This window comes from Streptosporangium heterodermiicola, assembly GCF_051390675.1.
In the GTDB taxonomy this organism is placed as follows: Bacteria; Actinomycetota; Actinomycetes; order Streptosporangiales; family Streptosporangiaceae; genus Streptosporangium.
Genome location: NZ_JBPJSR010000002.1, coordinates 19935 through 37270 on the forward strand (window position 1 = coordinate 19935; position 17336 = coordinate 37270).

A 17336-nucleotide genomic window follows, 5' to 3' on the forward strand; every position below is an offset into this window, starting at 1 on the left:
GAGTCATACACGCCGCTGTCGCGAAGGTTTGAAGTCATAAGCAATCCAAAGGCCAACGCAAGAAGAAGTAGGGCGAGGGCTCGGCGAAATTTGAGACCCACCCGCCCATTTGATCGTGTCGAGCTGGGTGCGCGTCGGCCCGTGATCGGATCGCTACCTTGTCGCTCGTGCTCTGGAACCACGTTCGGTTTGATCGCGCATTCATGATCCAAAAAGTAGGAAAATAATCCAGGTTGTGTTCCCCTTTGTCTGTCACCCTCGCGAGTGATCATTTGCCTTCGCGAAAGAAGATCAACATGAGCGACCCTCGCGCCAACGAGGCAAGCCAGTGACCGCCGAGCTTGTCGCCCCCACGGGCGGCACCGTCGCGCGTCCCCTCGGCCTCCCACCCCTCGTCATCGAGATCACCGTGATGTGGCCGGAGAGCCGCAAGTCGCCGAACACCCGGGCGGCCTACCGGCGAGACATCCGGAAGTGGTTCCGCTACTGCGAGCGGACCGGCCTGGATCCGCTGGAGATGAAGGTCCGGCACGCCGAGCTGTTCGGGCGGTGGCTGGTCGAGCAGGCGATCGAGGACGAGGAAGATCCGCCTCCGACGCCCGGGCCCACGCGGTCGAGTCCTTGTGGATCAACCGATGACGGCCCTCAATCAATAAGCTGCCCGGGCAGCAAAGAAAATCCTGAATATACCGAATTCTAACGGAAGTAAATCAATGATTGCTGCTAATGATAGGGGTAGTGTAATACTCCGAACTCGCCGGACATCGCCATACAGCTACTTCATTGATATTGTCAGCGCTTAAAGGATGTGTATGTCCTGGACATGCGGGAAGGGGGCTACCCCACGACTCCTCAATCAAATGATCTTGAATCTGAGAAGCGAGTGTTACGATTGCGTCTGGCTCTGAAACAACTAATGGATAGGTTGCGAAATAAGTATTTTTGGCCCTAGTTGCGCCTACTTCGACTTTTACGCCTGGTGGTAAATCTCCAGAAGAGAAGAATGAGTTATTCCCGTAAGTCGACCGAAGGTCCAGTATTAACGGTTCCGGTTGATCGAGTTGGGAATCGTTCTCTATATTTAATACACGCCATTCAAACACCTCATCGCTCAGACGGTCTAGGATCGTCTGAGCGATGAAGTGAATGCGATCAAACAATTGATTCTGATCCATTATCCTTCTAGTCTTTAAGTGTGACGTCCCCGACTACCGTGAGTGAGGCAGTCCCGGTACCGCTACCGGGGATGTTCACGCGGAAGGTCATGTAGTCATTGTAGTGGATGTTGTTTCCCTTGGCTACAGGGTTGAAGTTCCCGTGGAAGTGATAGTCCTTAGGTACGACATGCGAAGCATTCTTCGGCATGCTTACATTATTCTTCCACCAGTACATCCCATTTTCGGTGACGTTGCTGACGATTACCCACTGAAGCTGCGGGTCGATAACGTATCCCCAAGGCAGTGATCGCTTGCTGCTCAAGCACTGGTAGCCGATTGTGAATGTTCCGTTGGAATCCCAATGAGAATACTCGCCTCCGCAGTAGATGGGCATGCCGGCCGCCAAGGGGACGGCATTTACGCTTTCACCGCTTAGCGATTCACGGATTTCTTCTGCCTCGGACGGCGAAACACCTGCTCCGTCGAGAGTGATGACGAGCTTGGTACTCAATCCGGGATTGTGGCCTTCGATGACGATGGTCTTGACGTTATCGTCATTTACATCGGCGATAGCTGCAGTAGCCGGAGCCAGGGTAGGAGTAATAAAAAGAACAGCGACGAAAATCTTACCGATACGCATGGCACCCTCATCTTGAAGGAGACTGATTGGAATATGTTGATTTCTAAAAAGATCAACAGTGAGTAAACTTATACAGATAGGTCAAATTTGGGAAGTTTTTCCTTAAGTGATACAGATCACAACGCAAAAAGCTGCCAATAGATCACTCCCCGTGCTCTTTTGTGGCCGGTTTGTAGAAACCCGAGTAGCGACTGGGGATGTCAAGACCTCAAAGAGATTCATCTTGGTGGCCAAGTGGCTTGGTGCAGCTACCACTCGAAAAAGAAGACGGAGGATAAGTGACCAAGATCGTTTCGCGGATCTATCGCATGGTCGCTGTTAGTGACCTGCGGCCGCACCCGGACAACCCGCACAAGGGTGAGCTTGATGTGATTCGCGAGTCGGTGCGGGAGAACGGGTTCTACGGCGTTGTACTGGCTCAGGCGAATCGAATGCGGATCATCGCGGGCGAGCACCGATGGCACTCCGTCCGCGAGGAAGGTCTAACCGAGCTGCCCGCCGTGCTGCTCGACGTCACCGACGAGCAGGCCAAACGCATCATGCTGGCCGACAACCGCTCGGCCGAGTTGGGCGGCTACGACGATCAGGTGCTCGCCAACCTCCTCCAGGGCCTGCCTGACCTGAGCGGCACCGGCTGGTCCGACGACGACCTCACCGACCTGCTCGACGACCTCGGCGGCGTCGAGATCGTCACCGACGAGCCCGCAGACCCTCGGCGCCCCGCCCCGCCCCGCCGCCCGCTCCCGAACCGGAGACCGCGAGCAGCAGCCGGCCGAGCCCGCTGCCCCCCGTTAAGGAGCACGACCTCAGGGACGAGGAACACGACGACGCCGACCGGGCGGACGCCTCCCCGCCGCCCCGCCCGGAGGCGGGCACCACCGCGGACCTGATCCTCACGGTGACGGCCGCCGAGCACGACGAACTGACCGACCTCCTCGGGAAGGTCCGGGCCCGCGACGGCGAGGCCACGACGGCGAGGCCACGACGGCGAGGTCGTGTCGCTGTCGCCGAAGCAGGAACGCTCGATCGCCGAGTTCACCGCGCGCCTGAACATCCGGAGCGGGGCCATCCGATCGGGAAAAACGATCGCGTCCCTGCTCAGGTGGCTGATGTACGTGGCGAACGCTCCTCGGGGCGGCGCCCTGGTGGTCGTCGGCAAGACGGCCGACACGATCGCCCGAAACATCTTCGATCCGCTGATGGACCCGGCGATCACCGGCCCGCTGTCGCGCAGGATTCTCTACACCAGGGGCGCGCCGACGGCCAACATCCTCGGCCGCCGCGTGGAGATCATCAGCTCCAACGACGCCCGCGCGGAGAACCGGCCGCGCGGCATGACGTGCGCCGGGGCCTACGTCGACGAGGCGACGCTGATCGAGCGGTCTTTCTGGGACCAGCTCCTCGCCAGGTTGAGCGTCAAGGGCGCGAAGCTGTTCGCCTCGACGAACCCGGACTCGCCGACGCACTGGTTGAAGAAGCACTTCCTCGACCGGGCCGCCGAGCTCGACCTGGCCCACTGGCACTTCACCTTGGACGACAACCCCGCCTTGGACCCGCTCTACGTTGCGAACCTCAAGCTGGAGTACACGGGCCTCTGGTACAAGCGGTTCATCCTGGGCCTGTGGGTCGTCGCCGAAGGCGCGATCTACGACATGTGGGATCCGGACAAGATGGTCGTGGACTCGCTGCCGTCCATGGAGCGCTGGCTGAGCCTGGGCATCGACTATGGGACGGTCAACCCCTTCGACGCGGTTCTCGTGGGCGTCTCCACCCCTGATCTGCCTGGGCAGCGCCGCGTCTACCTCGCGTCGGAGTTCCGATGGGATTCCCGCGTGGAGCGCCGACAGCTCACCGACGATGAATACTCCAGGCGGCTCACCCGGTGGCTGGAGGACCTGCCCGACACCTACGGGCCGGGTACGCGCGGAGTTGTCCCCGAGTGGATGATTGTCGACCCGTCCGCCGCGAGCTTTCGTTGAACAGATGAAGTTTTTTCTCCCATATGAATCAATCGGCTGATTTGAGTGTTTTTCGGTGACGATTAAATATCTTTGTTCTCAGGAAAGGCGTTCATGGAGTGATGTAGGCAAATACAGTGTTCTCCATGTGAGTCACCATAGATCATCTTCATGTCGCTGCACTGTCAGGTCGACTTGCCGGGCGGTCCGGCGAATCGAAGAAGCCGGGCGTGCCCAGTTGGCGCGAGAGGAAGATCTTGTGACACATCCAGTTCCCCCGTCTCCGAACGAGGAACGACCTGCGTCGCCTTCCCGGGTTCTCGCGATAGCCGGGAAAGTCGGCCTCTACCTCGCGGTGCGAGGGATCATTGAGGCTCTCCGCTGGCTGTGGCGACGGGTGAGTGAGGGTGGACCCTGGGATGACTTCCTCTAGGAAGTCATCCCAGGAAATGCATCACCTCTGAGGCCTCCCGGCTGACCATGTCCAACGGTCGCACACCAAGACATGAGACGCCGAAAGGTCCTCTCTATGTGCATAATCATGCTAAATGCCTGTCAACTCCTTCGCTACTGTACAGAGTTTCGCGGACTTTCGGCCCACTTTTGGCACGACGCAAAAGTGTGTCAAAAGTCAGAAGATCAGAAACCTTCCGTGGCTGTGCTTGTGGCCTCTACCTAGCACTATGCATAACCAGTCATCGAGCCGCTACGCACGGTCCCTGTCTGACTTTTCCCAATAGACGAAAGTCAGCCCTTGTAGTTGGAGATCTGCCGCAGCGTGTGCTGCACGGTGACGAGGTCCTGCTGGTCGGCCATCACCTGGTCGATGTCCTTGTACGCCAGCGGGTGTTCGTTGACCAGGACGCCCGCCCGGTCAGCGTTCCACGTCCGGTCGCGCATCTCCTCCGTCAGCGACTCGGCCGACAACTCACGCCGGGCCTGGCCACGCGACATGCGGCGGCCGGCCCCGTGCGATGACGAGTTGCAGGAGGAGGCGTTGCCCAGGCCCGTCACGATGTACGAGCGGGTGCCCATCGAGCCGGGGATGACCCCCTCGTCGCCCTGGTCGCCTTGATGGCGCCCTTCCGGGTGATCCACAGGCTCTTGCCGTAGTGGTTCTCGCGCTGCGTGAAGTTGTGGTGAGCGTTGATCGTCCGTACGGCCTCACCCTGGCCGACGACCTCGAACAGCGACGCTACCAGGACCTCGGCCATGCGGGCGCGGGACGCCAGCGCGTACCGCTGCGCCCACGGTATGTCTTCGAGGTACGCGCCGAACTCCGGGGTGCCCTGCGCGAGGTAGGCCAGGTCCGGGCAACGTTCGATCTTGCCTCCAGTTCTGCCGGAGGGCGGCTACCAATGGCAAGTGATCGCAAGTAACAGCAAGAGATTTCCCAGCTCAGAGGGAAAGTGGCGACGAAGCCGCACGGTAGCGAACTTCGTCGCCAAGATCCTGGAGATCGGCGAGGGCACGAGCGAGGTGCGGCGGATGCTGATCGCCCGGGAGCCGGGGCTCTCCGGCCTCTGACGCCGCGCGGGCCTACGGGGTGGCCGCCGAGGGGATCGCGCCTTCATGAGGGACGCGTGGTCGGTGTCCAGGACGTGCTCGCCTCCGACGTCCCGGTCACCCGTGAGGTGCGTACCGGCTCGTGGCCGGGCTGCGCTCGTCAGGGCGACGTGCCCGGCACCGAGACGCGTGCCGCCGAGCCCGGCCTTCACCGGGCTCGGCGCCTTTCCGGACGATCCGGCTTCGCCGGCCGTCTCCGGCAGGCTCGGCCACCGGCCGGACGGCCTGTCGGTGCACCAGGCGTGTGGTCGGCGGGCCGTTCGGCAAGGCCCGCGCCTGGGTCGGGACGGCTTCACCGGTCCGCTGCCGGTGAGGATTCACGACCTGCGGCCACCCCCGCCCCGCTTCGGTCCGCGATGACCGTGTCGGAGGTGTCGGAGGTGTCGGCGGCCTCGGCGATTTCGGTGATGGCGTGCAGGGTGGTCAAGATGGTCAGGATCCGCTCGGCGTCGGTGAGCAGGCTTCCGGTCACGGCCCAGCCGTGCGGCTGGTCCAGCCGGCCGGTGCTGACCTCTTCGGTCATCTGTTCCTGGATCGCGCCGGCCCGCTCCAGCGCGGCGGAGATCACCGCGTTCAGCCTCGCGGGCTCGTCGGCGGTGCGCATCTGCGCCTGGAGCGCCTGGGCGAGCAGGTCCAGCAGCGCGGCGTAGTCGCGGGCGAACTCGTCGCCGATCCACGGCGGACCGTCGGCGTGGCGGCGCTGGCGCTGGGCGGCATAGGCCAGCGCCCGCACCAGGGCGTGGATGTGCACGCCGATCTCGCTCATCGCCTCCAGCAGCCCCTCGTGATCGTCACTCGTCTCGGGGACGCGGTTGCGGCGCAGGTTGTAGCGGCGGCTTTCCGCGCCGTCGGCGATGGCCGTACTCGCCCGGGCCAGGTGGGCGTCCAGCCGGGCGGCGTGGCGCTGCCAGCCCGGCAGGTCCGACAGGTCACAGCCATCGCGCAACCCGCCCGCCACGGCCTCCAGCAGCGCGGCGGCCTCCTTGCTCAGCCGACGCACCGCCTCATCGGGGCGGCGTTGGTACAGCGGCGGAAACACCATCGCGTTGATCATCGCTCCGGACAGCGCGCCGATGCCGGTGGCCACCACGTAGGCCAGCAGGTAGCGTTCCTGGGAGCCGGCGCCGAACGACAGCATCAACACCGCGGTGGTCGCCACGTCCGTGCCGTGCCGGCCCATCCGCCGCCAGCGCGCGGCGATCAGCGCCGGTGGCACGACCAGTACCAGGCTGAGGGCGTTGAGGCCGATCAGGTGGCCGACGCTGCCGGCCAGGATGACACCGGCGGCCACCGCGCACACCCGCCGCACCCCGTTGGTCAGCGTCTGGTACACCGTCGCGTGCACCATGATCACAGCGGTGGCCGGGGCGATCCACACCGTCTCGTGCGGCAGCAGCCGATCGGCCAGAAACCAGGCCAGCGCCGCGGCCAGGGTCGCCTTGGCGATCTGACGCACCTCGAAGCGCTGCTCGGAACCTCGCTGGCCCAGGCCGGCCACCTGGCCGCGTAGATACCGCACCTCGCGGCGAATTGTCGTCCGCATTCCGCTCATGTACCGATTAATCACCATGTGGCATTTACCTGATGTGATGACTGGAAACCTGCGCCGGGCTCGTGACGAACGGAGGCCGGGAGGATCACCGCCCGTACGACGGCCCGGCCCCCGTCGGGCCGTCGTACGGGCGGGCCGGGGTGTCAGTGCGCGGGGATCGTCGCGGTGAAGGCGCGGCCCGCGAAGGTGCCGGAGACGGCGGTGTCGTCCTCGGCGAGGAACGCCTTCCAGGCCAGCTCCACCGCGTGGGATCCGCCGTCGCCGTCGGTGACGGTCAGCCGGGCCGTGGCGGCGGTGCCCAGGCGGACCTCGCCGTTCACCGTGAGGTCGCCGACGAAGCGGACGTCCCGCAGCCGGACGGCGCCCGCCTTGTCGTCGAACGTCAGCTCACCGCCGCGCAGGCCCTCCCGCGTCGCCGGCAGCCAGAACGGGTACCCGAGGGGATTGCGCCCGGCGGTCGCGTCGGCGGCGGTGGCGAAGGCCGCCGCGAGGACCCGCCGCTCCTTCGCGCCCAGGGCGGTGTCACGCGCCGGGGGCACCTGCGCCACGGTCCGGGGGAAGGAGCCGAGGGCGCGGTAGTTCGACTCGTCGCAGCGGGGCCTGCCGTCGAAGGCGGCCGGGTCGGCGAGGAAGGCGCGCATCGCGTCGTGGACGCACTCGTTCGCCTGGGCGCCTTGGGTGACGCTGTGACCGGCGAAGCGGACCCGGGAGAAGGTGGAGCCCGGGAAGCGCCGGGTCACCGCGGTGGCCTCCGCCGGGGTGGTCGAGTCGAAGTCCCCTCCCATGGCCAGGACCGGCACCCGGGGGTACTCGGCACCCGGCGGTACGGGCGGGCTGACGCGGGGAGCCGGCCAGTCGACGCAGACGTCCTGCATGCCGAGCGTCGGTCTTCCCGCGGCCGGTCCGGTCAGGTCGGTGACGGTGAACGGCCTGAACGGGCGCTCCCTGTCGTAGTAGCGGTCCAGCCGACGGCGCCGCTCTTCCGCCGGGGCGGCGCGCTCGAACGGGAAGGTGGTGTCGGCGCACACGTAGGAGAGCAGGCCCGCCAGCTCCGCCGCGCGCAGCGACTGGGACGGTGCTCCGTCGATCACCCGCGTGAGGCGGCGCAGCGGGAGCGGATCGCCGTCCAGGTAGGCGGCGACGGCCGCGCTTCCCTCACGGCCGATCATCGGCAGAGGGACGTTGTTCGTCAGGTGTGAGAGGGAGGGGAGCCGCACTTCCGGATCGGGGTGGGCGCGCAGGTGCCGCACCAGCTTGGAGACGAGACCGGAGGGATCACCCGGCAGGCGCCGGCAGGCGCGTGAGGGGTCGCAGGCCACGTCGAGCAGGTCGGCGCGGAACCGGATCGGCTTGGTGACGTAGCCGTCCTCGCCCGTGGGCACGATGCTGTCGAGCAGCACCCCGGAGAGGGTGCCCGGGTGGTGGGTGGCGTACGCCTGGGCGAACAGGGTGCCGTACGAGATGCCGTAGAACGTCACCTTCGGCACGCCCAGGGCGTCGCGGACGGCGTCCATGTCGGTGACGGCCTGGTCGGCGGTGAAGAACCGGCTGCGGGGGCCCAGGTGCGCGGCGCAGGCGCTGACGGTCTCCGGGCGCTCCAGATCGAGTCCCGGGCAGAGCAGCGGGCTGGACTTGCCCAGCCCGCGCGGCTCCACCACCAGGAGGTTGTGCCGGTCGAGCACCGGCCCCAGACTCTCGGCCAGGGACGGTACGGCGGGGAGCGCAGGTGACGGCCCGCCCGGATTGGCCAGCACGGTCCCGGAGGCCGGGCGGGAGGTGTCCTTCCCGGGCAGCCAGGCGAAAACCACCGTGATCCGCTCCGAGGCCGGATCGCCCCAGTCGAGCGGAACCCGTATCTCCCCGTCGCAGCGGGTCTTCGCGGCGGCGCACGGATGCCGGAACCCGCTCACGCCCTTCCCGGGCCCTCCGGTCGCCTCGTCGGTGGTGGTGGTCGTGGGCCGCGCGGCGGCGTTCGGGGCGGTGAGGAGCGAGAGGAGGAGCGTCCCGCAGGTTCCCGCCGCGACGAGCGCCGTCGCGGCCCGGAGTGTGATGGATCGCTGGTTTCCGTTCATGGTTCCAGGCTCGTCCACGATCGGATCCCGCCCCTCGCCGCGAGGGACGGTTTCCCATCTGGGAGCCGGGCACCGGTCGCGCTCCCGTCTGGGAGCACGGTCCCAGACGGGACTTCGGAAAGAGCTCGAAGGGGTCGGCCGGGTGGGTGCCCGGGGAGGCGCCGAAGAGGTGGTCCGTGATGTCCGGGGGTGACGGCGCGGGGAGGGTCAGCCGGTGGTGCCCGGGGTGACGAAGCCCGCCTCGTAGGCGATGACCACGGCCTGGGCGCGGTCACGGACGCCGAGTTTGGCGAACAGGCTGGTCACGTGGTTCTTCACGGTGGAGGCCGCCACGTCGAGCGTTTCGGCGATCTCCGGGTTCGACCGCCCGCGCGCGATGAGCACCAGCACCTCCCGCTCGCGGTCGGTCAGGCCGGCGAGCTCGGGCGGCATCGTCGCGGGCCGGGGTCGTACGGCGCGGACGAAGGTGCCGATCAGCCGGGTCAGCAGCCGTGGTGCGACGACCGAGTCGCCGCGATGCACCACCCGCACCCCCTCCAGCAGCTCCTCGGGGGAGATGTCCTTGGGCAGGAAGCCCGAGGCGCCGGCGCGCAGGGCCTCGACGACGTACTCGTCCAGGTCGAAGGTGCTCAGCGCGAGCACGCGCACGCCGGGCAGCTCGGCGGTGATCCACCCGGTGGCGGTGACGCCGTCGGTCTCCGGCATGTGCAGGTCCATCAGCACCACGTCGGGGAGCAGGTCGCGGGCGAGGGCGAGCGCCTCCTCGCCGTCGCCCGCCTCTCCCACCACGGAGAGGTCGTCCTGGGCGTTCAGGATCATCCGGAAGCCGGATCGCACCACCGCGTGGTCGTCGACGACCAGCACCCTGATCATTTCTCTCCCTCCCGCTCCGCGGATTCCCCTCCGGCGCGTTCCCGCCCGGACGTATGCCGGCCGGTCGCTTCCTGGTCCGCCGTTTCCCGCCCGACCGGCCCGTCCGCTGCCGGTGGTCGCCCGGTCGTCTCCCGCTCGACCGGCCCGCCCGTGGCCGGTGGGTGGTCGGCCGGTTCCCGTCCGGGCGGTCCCTCGCCGGTGTCCCGCCGCGCGCCCGTTCCCAGGACCGGGAGGGGCAGCCACGCGTGGACCCGGAAACCCCCGCCGGGCAGCGGACCCGTCTCCAGCCGCCCACCGCAGAGTGCCACACGTTCGGCCATGCCGCCCAGCCCGAAACCTCCGCTTGAGTGGCCTTCGTACCTCTTCCCGGCAGGGGCCGTACCGGGCCCGTCGTCGACCACCTCCACCTCGACCGCGGTGGGCTCGTACCCGATCCGCACCCTCACCGGGACGTTCCCCGCGTGCTTGCGCGCGTTGGTCAGCGACTCCTGGACGATCCGGTAGATCGCGTGGTCGACCGCGGCGGGCAGCCGGCCGGGGGTGCCGGTCACCTCCAGGACGGCGGGCTGATCCGCCTCGCGGGCCCGGCTCACCAGCGACGGCAGCGCGGCGGCCCTGCGGACGGAGGAACCCGTCCCATCGGAGGAGCCCGCCCTGCCGGAGAGACCCGCCTGCCCGGGGAAGCCGGGCCCCGGGCCGGTGGGGGAGCCCGCATCGGCCGGGTCGCTCACCCGGTCGGCGCGCAGCACGTGCAGCAACTGTCGCATCTCCGCCATCGCCTCCCGCCCGGCGCGCTCGGCGCTGAGCAGGGCGGCCTCGGCCCCGGCGGGATCGCGGGCCATGGTCGTGCGCGCCGCCCCCATCAGGACCTGCATCGTGCTGATGTGGTGGGCGACCACGTCGTGCAGCTCGCGGGAGATGTGGCGCCGCTCGGCCCGTACGACCTCCTCGGCTAGCTCGGCCTGCCTCCTGCGGGCGTTCTCCCGGCGCAGCCGAACCAGCCTGCCCAGCCCGACGAGCAGCAGCGGGACGAACACCCCGAGGGAGCCGGAGTCCTGGCGTTCGGTGCCGGTGGCGAGCTGGACGGCCGTCGACACCGACGGGTAGAACAACCCCACCGCCACGGCCGCGATCCAGGCGCGCCGGGCCACGCCGTGCCTGCCTGCCGCGTACAGGGCCAGCATCGCCTGCAGGCCGTACCCCTGCCAGCCCGTCGCCACGACGATCACGCAGTCGCAGACCACGGTGACGGCCACCGCGGCGACCGGCCTGGTCCGCCGCCACAGCAGCGCCGCCGACGAGACGGTGAAGAACGCGAACGTCACGAGGGGAAGCTCTCGCGTGCCGAACCTGCCCTGCAGGATGCCCAGGGCGACGTACGCCGCCCACACGCCCAGCGCGAGAAGCACGTCGGCGGCGCGCGAACGGCTCGCCGCCGGCCATCTCCCCCTGAGCGCGGAGAGCCTGCCCGCGAACCACGCCCCCACCGCCGTCCGCGTCTCGCCGAGCGTGGTCCGTGCCCCGCCGAGCACGGTCCGTGCCGTCCTGGGAACCCTCACCGTCGCGGTCGTCCGCGGCGTGGCCAGGCCCGGAGCGGGGCCGGGCGGCACGCGGGAGGGAGAGGGAGTCCGGCGCGCGACCGGCCGGGGGCGTCGCGAGGACGGGGGGAGGTCTCAGGGGCGCGGGCCATAGGAGACCAGGGTTCCAGACCACGGGCCTCCAGGCCATGGCCTCCGCGACGGAAGGGGCCGGGGACCGCGGGGTTCCAGACCATGGCCTCCGGGACGCGAGGGGCCGGGGAGCGAGAGGCTTCAAGACCGCTCAGACCGGGACGTCGTCGTCCCGCGGGCTCTTCCCCGCCGAGGGAACAGGACGCCCCGCCCACACCGGAAGGAGCCTGACGTGGTGAAACTTTCAGCGGGCGCCAGGGGTGTTCGCACAGGTCAGCGTGTCCCGGTGTGAGGCGGCGCCGGTGCCGACTACGTCCGGGAGGGGGGCGCCGCCTATGGTGGGAGCGCTCCCACACCTCCTTTAAGGAGCCGATCCATGCCAAGAAGATCGATCCTGGCCACGCTCTGCGCGGCTCTGGTGATCATGTCAGGTGCCGCGGTCGCCGTCGCCTCAGGCGCGTCCGCCGCCGACTCACCCTTCTACGTCGATCCGGAGACCAGCGCCGCCAAGTGGGTCGCGGCCAACCCCGGAGACTCCAGGGCGCCGGTCATCCGCGACCGGATCGCCGCCGTGCCGCAGGCCCGGTGGTTCACCACCACCAACACCTCCGCCGTACGCGGCCAGGTGTCGGCGTTCGTCGGGGCGGCGGCGGGAGCGGGCAAGATCCCGATCCTCGTCGTCTACAACATCCCCAACCGCGACTGCAGCGGCGCCAGCACGGGCGGCGCGCCCAACCACACCGCCTACCGGCAGTGGATCGACGAGCTGGCGGCCGGCCTCCAGGGACGTCCGGCGTCGATCATCCTGGAGCCCGACGTGCTCCCGATCATGACCAACTGCATGAACTCCTCCCAGCAGCAGGAGACCAACGCCTCCATGGCGTACGCGGGCAAGAAGCTGAGGGCCGCCTCGTCCTCGGCCAAGGTCTACTTCGACATCGGCCACTCGGGATGGCTGTCGGCGTCGGAGGCCGCCAACCGCCTGAGGGCCGCGGACGTGGCGAACAGCGCGGACGGCATCGCCCTGAACGTCTCCAACTACCGGTGGAGCTCCACCGAGATCGCGTACGCCAAGAACATCATCTCCGCCACCGGTGTCTCCCGGCTCCGCGCGGTGATCGACACCAGCCGCAACGGCAACGGCCCGCAGGGCAGCGAGTGGTGCGACCCGGGCGGCCGGGCGATCGGCACGCCGAGCACCAACGCCACCGGTGACGCGGCGATCGACGCCTTCCTGTGGATCAAGCTGCCGGGCGAGGCCGACGGCTGCATCGCCGGGGCCGGGCAGTTCGTCCCGCAGCGCGCCTACGACCTGGCCATGGCGGCCCCGCCCGTCACCCCGAACCCCACGCCCACCCCCACCGTGACCCCGACCCCCACCCCGACCCCGACGCCGGGTGTGGGCAGGGCCTGCACGGCCGCCTACAAGCTGGTCGGCTCCTGGCAGGGCGGCTTCCAGGCCGAGGTGACCGTGCGGAGCAGCGGCAGCGCGGCCGTCGCGGGCTGGACGGTGAACTGGTCCTTCCCCGGCAACCAGACCATCACCCAGCTCTGGAACGGACAGCACACCCAGAGCGGCGCGAGCGTCTCGGTGCGGAACGTGTCCCACAACGGCAACCTCTCCCCGGGCGCCTCGGCGACCTTCGGGTTCACCGGCAACTGGTCGGGGAGCAACGGCACGCCCTCCTCGGTCGGCTGTACCGCCGCCTGAGGAGGCGGTGCGGCCGTGATCCGGTACGGCTCGCGCGGTATGCCCCCCGCGCGAGCCGTACCGGATTCTTCCGCCTTCTCCGCGACCGCGTGGCGGAAGGGGAGAACCGGTCCCTCGGGCCCGTCCCGCGCGTTACCCTGGGCTTTTGCCCGGCGGGCGGGCCCGCAGCGGGCCCGCCGGTGCCGCCTCCATGGCCGTGGTGGCCTTCGTCATGATCTGCCGCATCGTCTCGATCTCCTCGGGGGTGAGCCGGTCGATCAGGAAGGCGCGCACGACGGCCACGTGCCCCGGCGCGGTCCGCTCCAGGCAGCGCGTGCCCTCCTCGGTGAGCACGGCCAGCACGCCCCGCTCGTCCGACGGGCACGCCGCCCGCGTGACGAGCCCCCTCCGCTCCAGCTGCCCGATCTGGTAGGTGAGGCCGCTCTTCGAAACGATCAACCGGTTGGCCAGTTCCGTCATCCGCAGCTGCCCGCCGGGCTGCTGGGAGAGCTTCGCCAGGATCTCGTACTGGGCGTGGGTCAGGCCCGAGTCGGTTTTCAGCTGGTCCTCGACACGGCGCTCCAGGAGGTGCGTCGCGGCCACATAGGCCACCCACGCGGCCATCTCGCTCTCATTGAGCCATCTCGCGTCGCTCACCGGAACATTGTACTGCTTGTTCAAATTTGAACTAAACGCTATGGTTTTGTACAAATTCGAATGACAAGAGGAGTCATCATGCTTGACCAGGCACGGCCATACGCCCTGTTGCTGGCGCGGATCGCCCTCGGTGTGATCTTCCTGATCCACGGCGCGCAGAAGTTCCTGACGGGAGTGGACAAGACCGCCGCCTTCTTCGAATCCTCGGGAATCCCGCTCGCGGGCGTCGCCGCCCCCGCGGTCGCCACCCTGGAGGTCGTCGGCGGCATCGCGCTCATCCTGGGCGCCGCGCTGCCGGTGTTCGGCGTCCTGCTCGCGCTCGTCATGCTCGGCGCGATCGTCTTCGTCCACCTCGCCAACGGCTTCTCGGTGGGGGAGGGCGGCTACGAGTTCGTCCTCGCGCTCGCCGCCGGCACCCTGGCCGTCGCCTTCAGCGGCGGCGGTGCGCTCGCCGTCGACACCCTCTGGCAGCGCCGCCGCCAGCCGGCCACCGTCTAGCGACCATCGGTCCGAGCGGCCGGGCCGGCCACCGGGACCGCGGAGGCCGGGCCCTTCCGAATTTCCGAAAGGGCGGGCCCGGCCGACCGGAATTCACGATGTCGAGCATCACGAGATTCCACCCCGGACAATGGGCATAGCTGTTTTCGACAGCGCTCAAAGAGCTGGGGGTCGGTGTGCGTTGGCTACGAAGAATCGGCAGGGATCTCAAGGCCCGGCAGCATATCGACGCGTACGCGCTCACGGTCGTCGTCTTCGCCTTCGCCTTTCTCTCGATTTTCAGCGACAAACTGGACGAGAACCTCAGATGGGCCGTCCTGTTCTCCGGGCTCGGGCTGCTCCTCTACCGGCTCACCCTGCCCGAGGAGCTCGCCGAGTCACACGCCGGCCTGCTGCACGACCGTTCCGTGTACGACGTGGTGCCGCTGTCCTCGCTGCTCGCGCAGGCGCGTGACGTGCGCGTGTTCGCGCCTTCCGCGGTCAACCTGCTGTCGGCGCAGACCTGCGAGCTCATACGCAACACCGTGCTCGCCCGGGAAAAGGGAAACGTCAGGATCGTCATTCTCGACCCCCTGGAGAAGGCGGCGGTGCGGCAGACCGCGAAGCAGCTGGACGATTCGGTCGAGTTTCCCGTCCAGCGGCTCCCCGCCGCACTGGACAGCACGATGGAACGCCTCCGGCTGATGAGCGACTGGCAAACGGCGGGTGAGTTCGAATACCGCCTGCTTTCCTACAGCCCGGGATTCAGTCTCGTGCTCGTCGACCCGGAAACCCCCAGGGGCCGCGTCATCGTGGAGATCCACGGTTTTCACAACGCGTCGACCTCGTCGCGCATGCACCTGGAGCTGACCCGGGGGCGCGACGAGCGCTGGTTCGCCTACTGGCTGAACCAGTTCGACCACATGTGGGAGGCGGCGAGGCGCGACGACGTCACGCCGTCCTCCGCAGGAGCTCCTCGGCCTGCTTCCGCAGATGCGGCGGAAGCCCGGGAGTGACCGCGCCGAGCGCCCGCGAGGCGAGCCCCTCCGACGTCGCGGCCCCTCCGAGCAGGGCGTGGACGCGCGCGGCCCGCACCAGGACGGGACCGCTGTCGGACTCGTCGGCGAGCGCGTCGAGGATCTCCTGCCGGGCGGCGTCGAACCGCCGCTCCAGGGCGAGGGCCAGCGCCCTGGCGGCGATCGTGCCCGGCCGCTGATGCCTGCGTACGAGGTCCAGGTCGCGCAGGGCCTCCGCCGCCTTGCCGAGGTCGGCCAGGATCTCGCCGCGCAGCGCGAGCGCCTCGGCGGGAGGCTCGTCCGCGAGCGCCACGGCCCCGTTGAGCAGGGCGAGGGCGGCGCGCGGCTGCCCCAGGTGCCACAGGGCCTGCCCGAGCGCCAGATGCGCGGGCAGGTCGTTGGGAACCCAGGAGAGGGCGGCGCGCAGCCGCTCGACCGCCCTGTCGTGGTGTCCCTGCGAGAGCCAGAGCCGTCCCTCCCCGGTGAGCGCGGAGGCCACCCCGTTGAACCGCTGGAGCGTCGCGAACATGCCGGCCGCCTCCTCGAACCGGCCCAGCGCGGTCTCCGCCTCACCCTCCGCCGTCGCGACCTCCCCCAGGATCAGCAGGGCCTCGGCGCTCACCCAGGTCTCGCCGCTTCCCGAGGCGCGGACGGCCTCCTCCGCGAGCCCGCGGGCCGTCTCCCAGTTGTGCCTGGCCAGGGCGAGCCGCGCGTCGCCGAGGTAGGCGGCCGGGTGCCGCGCCTGGCGCACCGAGCCGATGAGGCGATCGTGCTGCAGCTCGTACCAGCGGATCCCGAGCCGGTGCTCGCCCCGCAGGATGTGGGAGTCCTCCAGCGCCTTGGCGACGGCGTTCGGCATGCCGGCCGTCTCGTGCAGGCCCTCGTAGACGGTGTTGCGGGTCCCGTGCTCGGTGACGAAGGTCCTGCGCAGCCAGGAGCGGATCTCGCTCGACGTGACACCGGACTCGGCCGAGACGCGCGCGAGCATCCGGTCGCAGAAGCCGGTCAGGAACCGGTCGACGTTCACGTGCAGGTTCACGTGCTCCACGCTGATCTCCCTGAGCCCGGAGGGCAGCGACTCCCACAGCGCGGAGCAGACGACCTGCAGCTGGACGGGCTCCACCGTGTTCAGGGTCAGCGTGGTGGTCTGCCCCTCGTCGTTGGAGATCGGGACGGTGCGCAGGTCGTCGACGAGCCGTTCGGCGGCACCGGGGGCGAAGGACCGTCCGGTGCCGCCGAGCGGCCTCGTGGTGGCGTCGAGCGCCGCGGCGCGGGTGAGCGGCGGCAGCTGGAACCGCGCCCGCGAGCCCCGGCCCAGCGGGCGCTCGTGCGGCAGGACGGAGGCCAGATACTCCTCGCGCAGCGACAGCAGCAGATGGAGGCCGTCGTGGTCCTCCACCGCCGCGGCCAGCTGGCGCAGGAGCCCGTGGCGTTCCTCCTCCCGGTCGAGCGGGCCGCCGAACAGCTCCTCCGCCTGGTCGACGGCGACCAGGACGGGCACGGGGTCGCCGTACCTGTCGAGGCGTTCCGGGCGCTCCGCCAGGAACTCCGAGACCGTCATCCCGGCCAGCGCGGGCAGCGGCCGCTCCGGCGCCCAGGCCGACAGCAGCGCCAGCACGTAGGGGTTGCCGGTCACCCTCGGGCGCAGCGAGGTGATGCCCCGGGGCGACACGCGGGCGATGGGCAGGACGTCGGCGCGCTCGGGCTCGACGCGCGGCAGGACACCCGCGTGCAGAAGGGACGTCTTGCCGACCCCCGACGCCCCGAACAGCACGGTGAGGCCCGTGGCCTGCCAGATGGTGGCGATGTCGCGGGCCTCGCGCTCCCGCCCGAAGAACAGCGCGTGCTCGCTCCGGTCGTAGGGGCGCAGCCCCACGTACGGCCTGATGGCCTCCTCGCCGTCGCGAGTCGCGGTCGTCATGACGTCCGTCCCATTCTCCGCCGGAGCTCCGAGCAGAACTCCGCGGCGGTACCCAGGAAGATCGAGATGTTCCAGCGGTCGAGGTAG

Annotated in this window: 15 protein-coding genes and 1 pseudogene; 7 read left to right on the top strand and 9 right to left on the bottom strand. The window is 68.7% G+C overall.

From position 1 onward, the window contains the following. The first annotated feature begins 328 nt into the window (after positions 1-328). Positions 329-700: a hypothetical protein gene (locus ACSC1Q_RS03925; protein WP_436757262.1), complete on the top strand. Its 372-nt coding sequence runs from the start codon at positions 329-331 to the stop codon at positions 698-700. A 10-nt stretch (positions 701-710) separates the two neighbouring features. Here the strand turns inward: ACSC1Q_RS03925 and ACSC1Q_RS03930 are convergent, their stop codons facing one another. Both ACSC1Q_RS03930 and ACSC1Q_RS03935 read right to left on the bottom strand, forming a co-directional pair. Continuing rightward, positions 711-1175 (bottom strand): hypothetical protein, encoded by a 465-nt coding sequence (locus ACSC1Q_RS03930; protein ID WP_436757263.1) that lies wholly within the window; start codon positions 1173-1175, stop codon positions 711-713. Between the two features lie 7 nt (positions 1176-1182). Then, positions 1183-1797, bottom strand: a complete 615-nt coding sequence (locus ACSC1Q_RS03935; protein WP_436757264.1) for a hypothetical protein — start codon at positions 1795-1797, stop codon at positions 1183-1185. A 278-nt stretch (positions 1798-2075) separates the two neighbouring features. On the opposite strand from ACSC1Q_RS03935, the gene ACSC1Q_RS03940 reads away from it, so the two are divergent. Then, positions 2076-2687: a ParB/RepB/Spo0J family partition protein gene (locus ACSC1Q_RS03940; RefSeq protein WP_436757265.1), complete on the top strand. Its 612-nt coding sequence runs from the start codon at positions 2076-2078 to the stop codon at positions 2685-2687. A gap of 105 nt (positions 2688-2792) precedes the next feature. Next, positions 2793-3776 (top strand): phage terminase large subunit, encoded by a 984-nt coding sequence (locus ACSC1Q_RS03945; protein ID WP_436757266.1) that lies wholly within the window; start codon positions 2793-2795, stop codon positions 3774-3776. A gap of 726 nt (positions 3777-4502) precedes the next feature. Here the strand turns inward: ACSC1Q_RS03945 and ACSC1Q_RS03950 are convergent. Then, positions 4503-5080: pseudogene (locus ACSC1Q_RS03950) on the bottom strand (RtcB family protein). A 40-nt stretch (positions 5081-5120) separates the two neighbouring features. On the opposite strand from ACSC1Q_RS03950, the gene ACSC1Q_RS03955 reads away from it, so the two are divergent. After that, positions 5121-5282, top strand: coding sequence for a hypothetical protein (locus ACSC1Q_RS03955; protein ID WP_436757878.1), 162 nt, complete (start codon positions 5121-5123; stop codon positions 5280-5282). Positions 5283-5613: 331 nt separating this feature from the next. On the opposite strand, the gene ACSC1Q_RS03960 is transcribed toward ACSC1Q_RS03955, so the two are convergent. The 4 genes from ACSC1Q_RS03960 to ACSC1Q_RS03975 form a co-directional block, all read right to left on the bottom strand. Next, the gene (locus tag ACSC1Q_RS03960; RefSeq protein WP_436757267.1) at positions 5614-6864 is read right to left on the bottom strand and encodes an FUSC family protein; all 1251 of its coding nucleotides are present in this window, start codon (positions 6862-6864) and stop codon (positions 5614-5616) included. Positions 6865-7016: 152 nt separating this feature from the next. After that, entirely contained in the window at positions 7017-8945 is a 1929-nt protein-coding gene (locus tag ACSC1Q_RS03965) for an alpha/beta fold hydrolase (RefSeq protein ID WP_436757268.1), read from the bottom strand. A gap of 207 nt (positions 8946-9152) precedes the next feature. Beyond that, positions 9153-9818 (bottom strand): response regulator, encoded by a 666-nt coding sequence (locus tag ACSC1Q_RS03970; protein WP_436757269.1) that lies wholly within the window; start codon positions 9816-9818, stop codon positions 9153-9155. Continuing rightward, a complete protein-coding gene (locus ACSC1Q_RS03975) occupies positions 9815-11377 on the bottom strand; it encodes a sensor histidine kinase (RefSeq protein ID WP_436757270.1) in 1563 nt (520 codons plus the stop codon). Before ACSC1Q_RS03975 ends, ACSC1Q_RS03970 begins: the two co-directional genes overlap by 4 nt. Positions 11378-11864: 487 nt before the next feature. Here ACSC1Q_RS03975 and ACSC1Q_RS03980 point away from each other — a divergent pair, with 487 nt between their 5' ends. Next, on the top strand, positions 11865-13199 hold the full coding sequence (locus ACSC1Q_RS03980) for a glycoside hydrolase family 6 protein (protein WP_436757271.1): 1335 nt from the start codon (positions 11865-11867) through the stop codon (positions 13197-13199). A 132-nt stretch (positions 13200-13331) separates the two neighbouring features. Here ACSC1Q_RS03980 and ACSC1Q_RS03985 read toward each other — a convergent pair whose 3' ends face one another. Further along, positions 13332-13835 (bottom strand): MarR family winged helix-turn-helix transcriptional regulator, encoded by a 504-nt coding sequence (locus ACSC1Q_RS03985; RefSeq protein WP_436757272.1) that lies wholly within the window; start codon positions 13833-13835, stop codon positions 13332-13334. Positions 13836-13913: 78 nt separating this feature from the next. Here ACSC1Q_RS03985 and ACSC1Q_RS03990 point away from each other — a divergent pair, with 78 nt between their 5' ends. Then, complete coding sequence (locus ACSC1Q_RS03990) at positions 13914-14333, top strand: DoxX family protein (protein ID WP_436757273.1); 420 nt, start codon at positions 13914-13916, stop codon at positions 14331-14333. Between the two features lie 176 nt (positions 14334-14509). Next, positions 14510-15328 carry a hypothetical protein gene (locus ACSC1Q_RS03995; RefSeq protein ID WP_436757274.1) on the top strand — a complete coding sequence of 273 codons (819 nt, stop codon included), beginning with the start codon at positions 14510-14512 and terminating at the stop codon, positions 15326-15328. On the opposite strand, the gene ACSC1Q_RS04000 is transcribed toward ACSC1Q_RS03995, so the two are convergent. Then, positions 15264-17249: an nSTAND1 domain-containing NTPase gene (locus ACSC1Q_RS04000; protein ID WP_436757275.1), complete on the bottom strand. Its 1986-nt coding sequence runs from the start codon at positions 17247-17249 to the stop codon at positions 15264-15266. The two genes, ACSC1Q_RS03995 and ACSC1Q_RS04000, sit on opposite strands and share 65 nt — an antisense overlap. Between the last annotated feature and the right edge of the window lie 87 nt (positions 17250-17336).

Excerpts from the sequence above, each read along its gene's own strand:
- ACSC1Q_RS03960 (WP_436757267.1), bottom strand. The coding sequence starts at position 6,864 with ATGCGGACGACAATTCGCCGCGAGGTGCGGTATCTACGCGGCCAGGTG.
- ACSC1Q_RS03990 (WP_436757273.1), top strand. The coding sequence starts at position 13,914 with ATGCTTGACCAGGCACGGCCATACGCCCTGTTGCTGGCGCGGATCGCC.
- ACSC1Q_RS03980 (WP_436757271.1), top strand. The coding sequence starts at position 11,865 with ATGCCAAGAAGATCGATCCTGGCCACGCTCTGCGCGGCTCTGGTGATC.
- ACSC1Q_RS03970 (WP_436757269.1), bottom strand. The coding sequence starts at position 9,818 with ATGATCAGGGTGCTGGTCGTCGACGACCACGCGGTGGTGCGATCCGGC.
- ACSC1Q_RS03930 (WP_436757263.1), bottom strand. The coding sequence starts at position 1,175 with ATGGATCAGAATCAATTGTTTGATCGCATTCACTTCATCGCTCAGACG.
- ACSC1Q_RS03935 (WP_436757264.1), bottom strand. The coding sequence starts at position 1,797 with ATGCGTATCGGTAAGATTTTCGTCGCTGTTCTTTTTATTACTCCTACC.
- ACSC1Q_RS03965 (WP_436757268.1), bottom strand. The coding sequence starts at position 8,945 with ATGAACGGAAACCAGCGATCCATCACACTCCGGGCCGCGACGGCGCTC.
- ACSC1Q_RS04000 (WP_436757275.1), bottom strand. The coding sequence starts at position 17,249 with ATGACGACCGCGACTCGCGACGGCGAGGAGGCCATCAGGCCGTACGTG.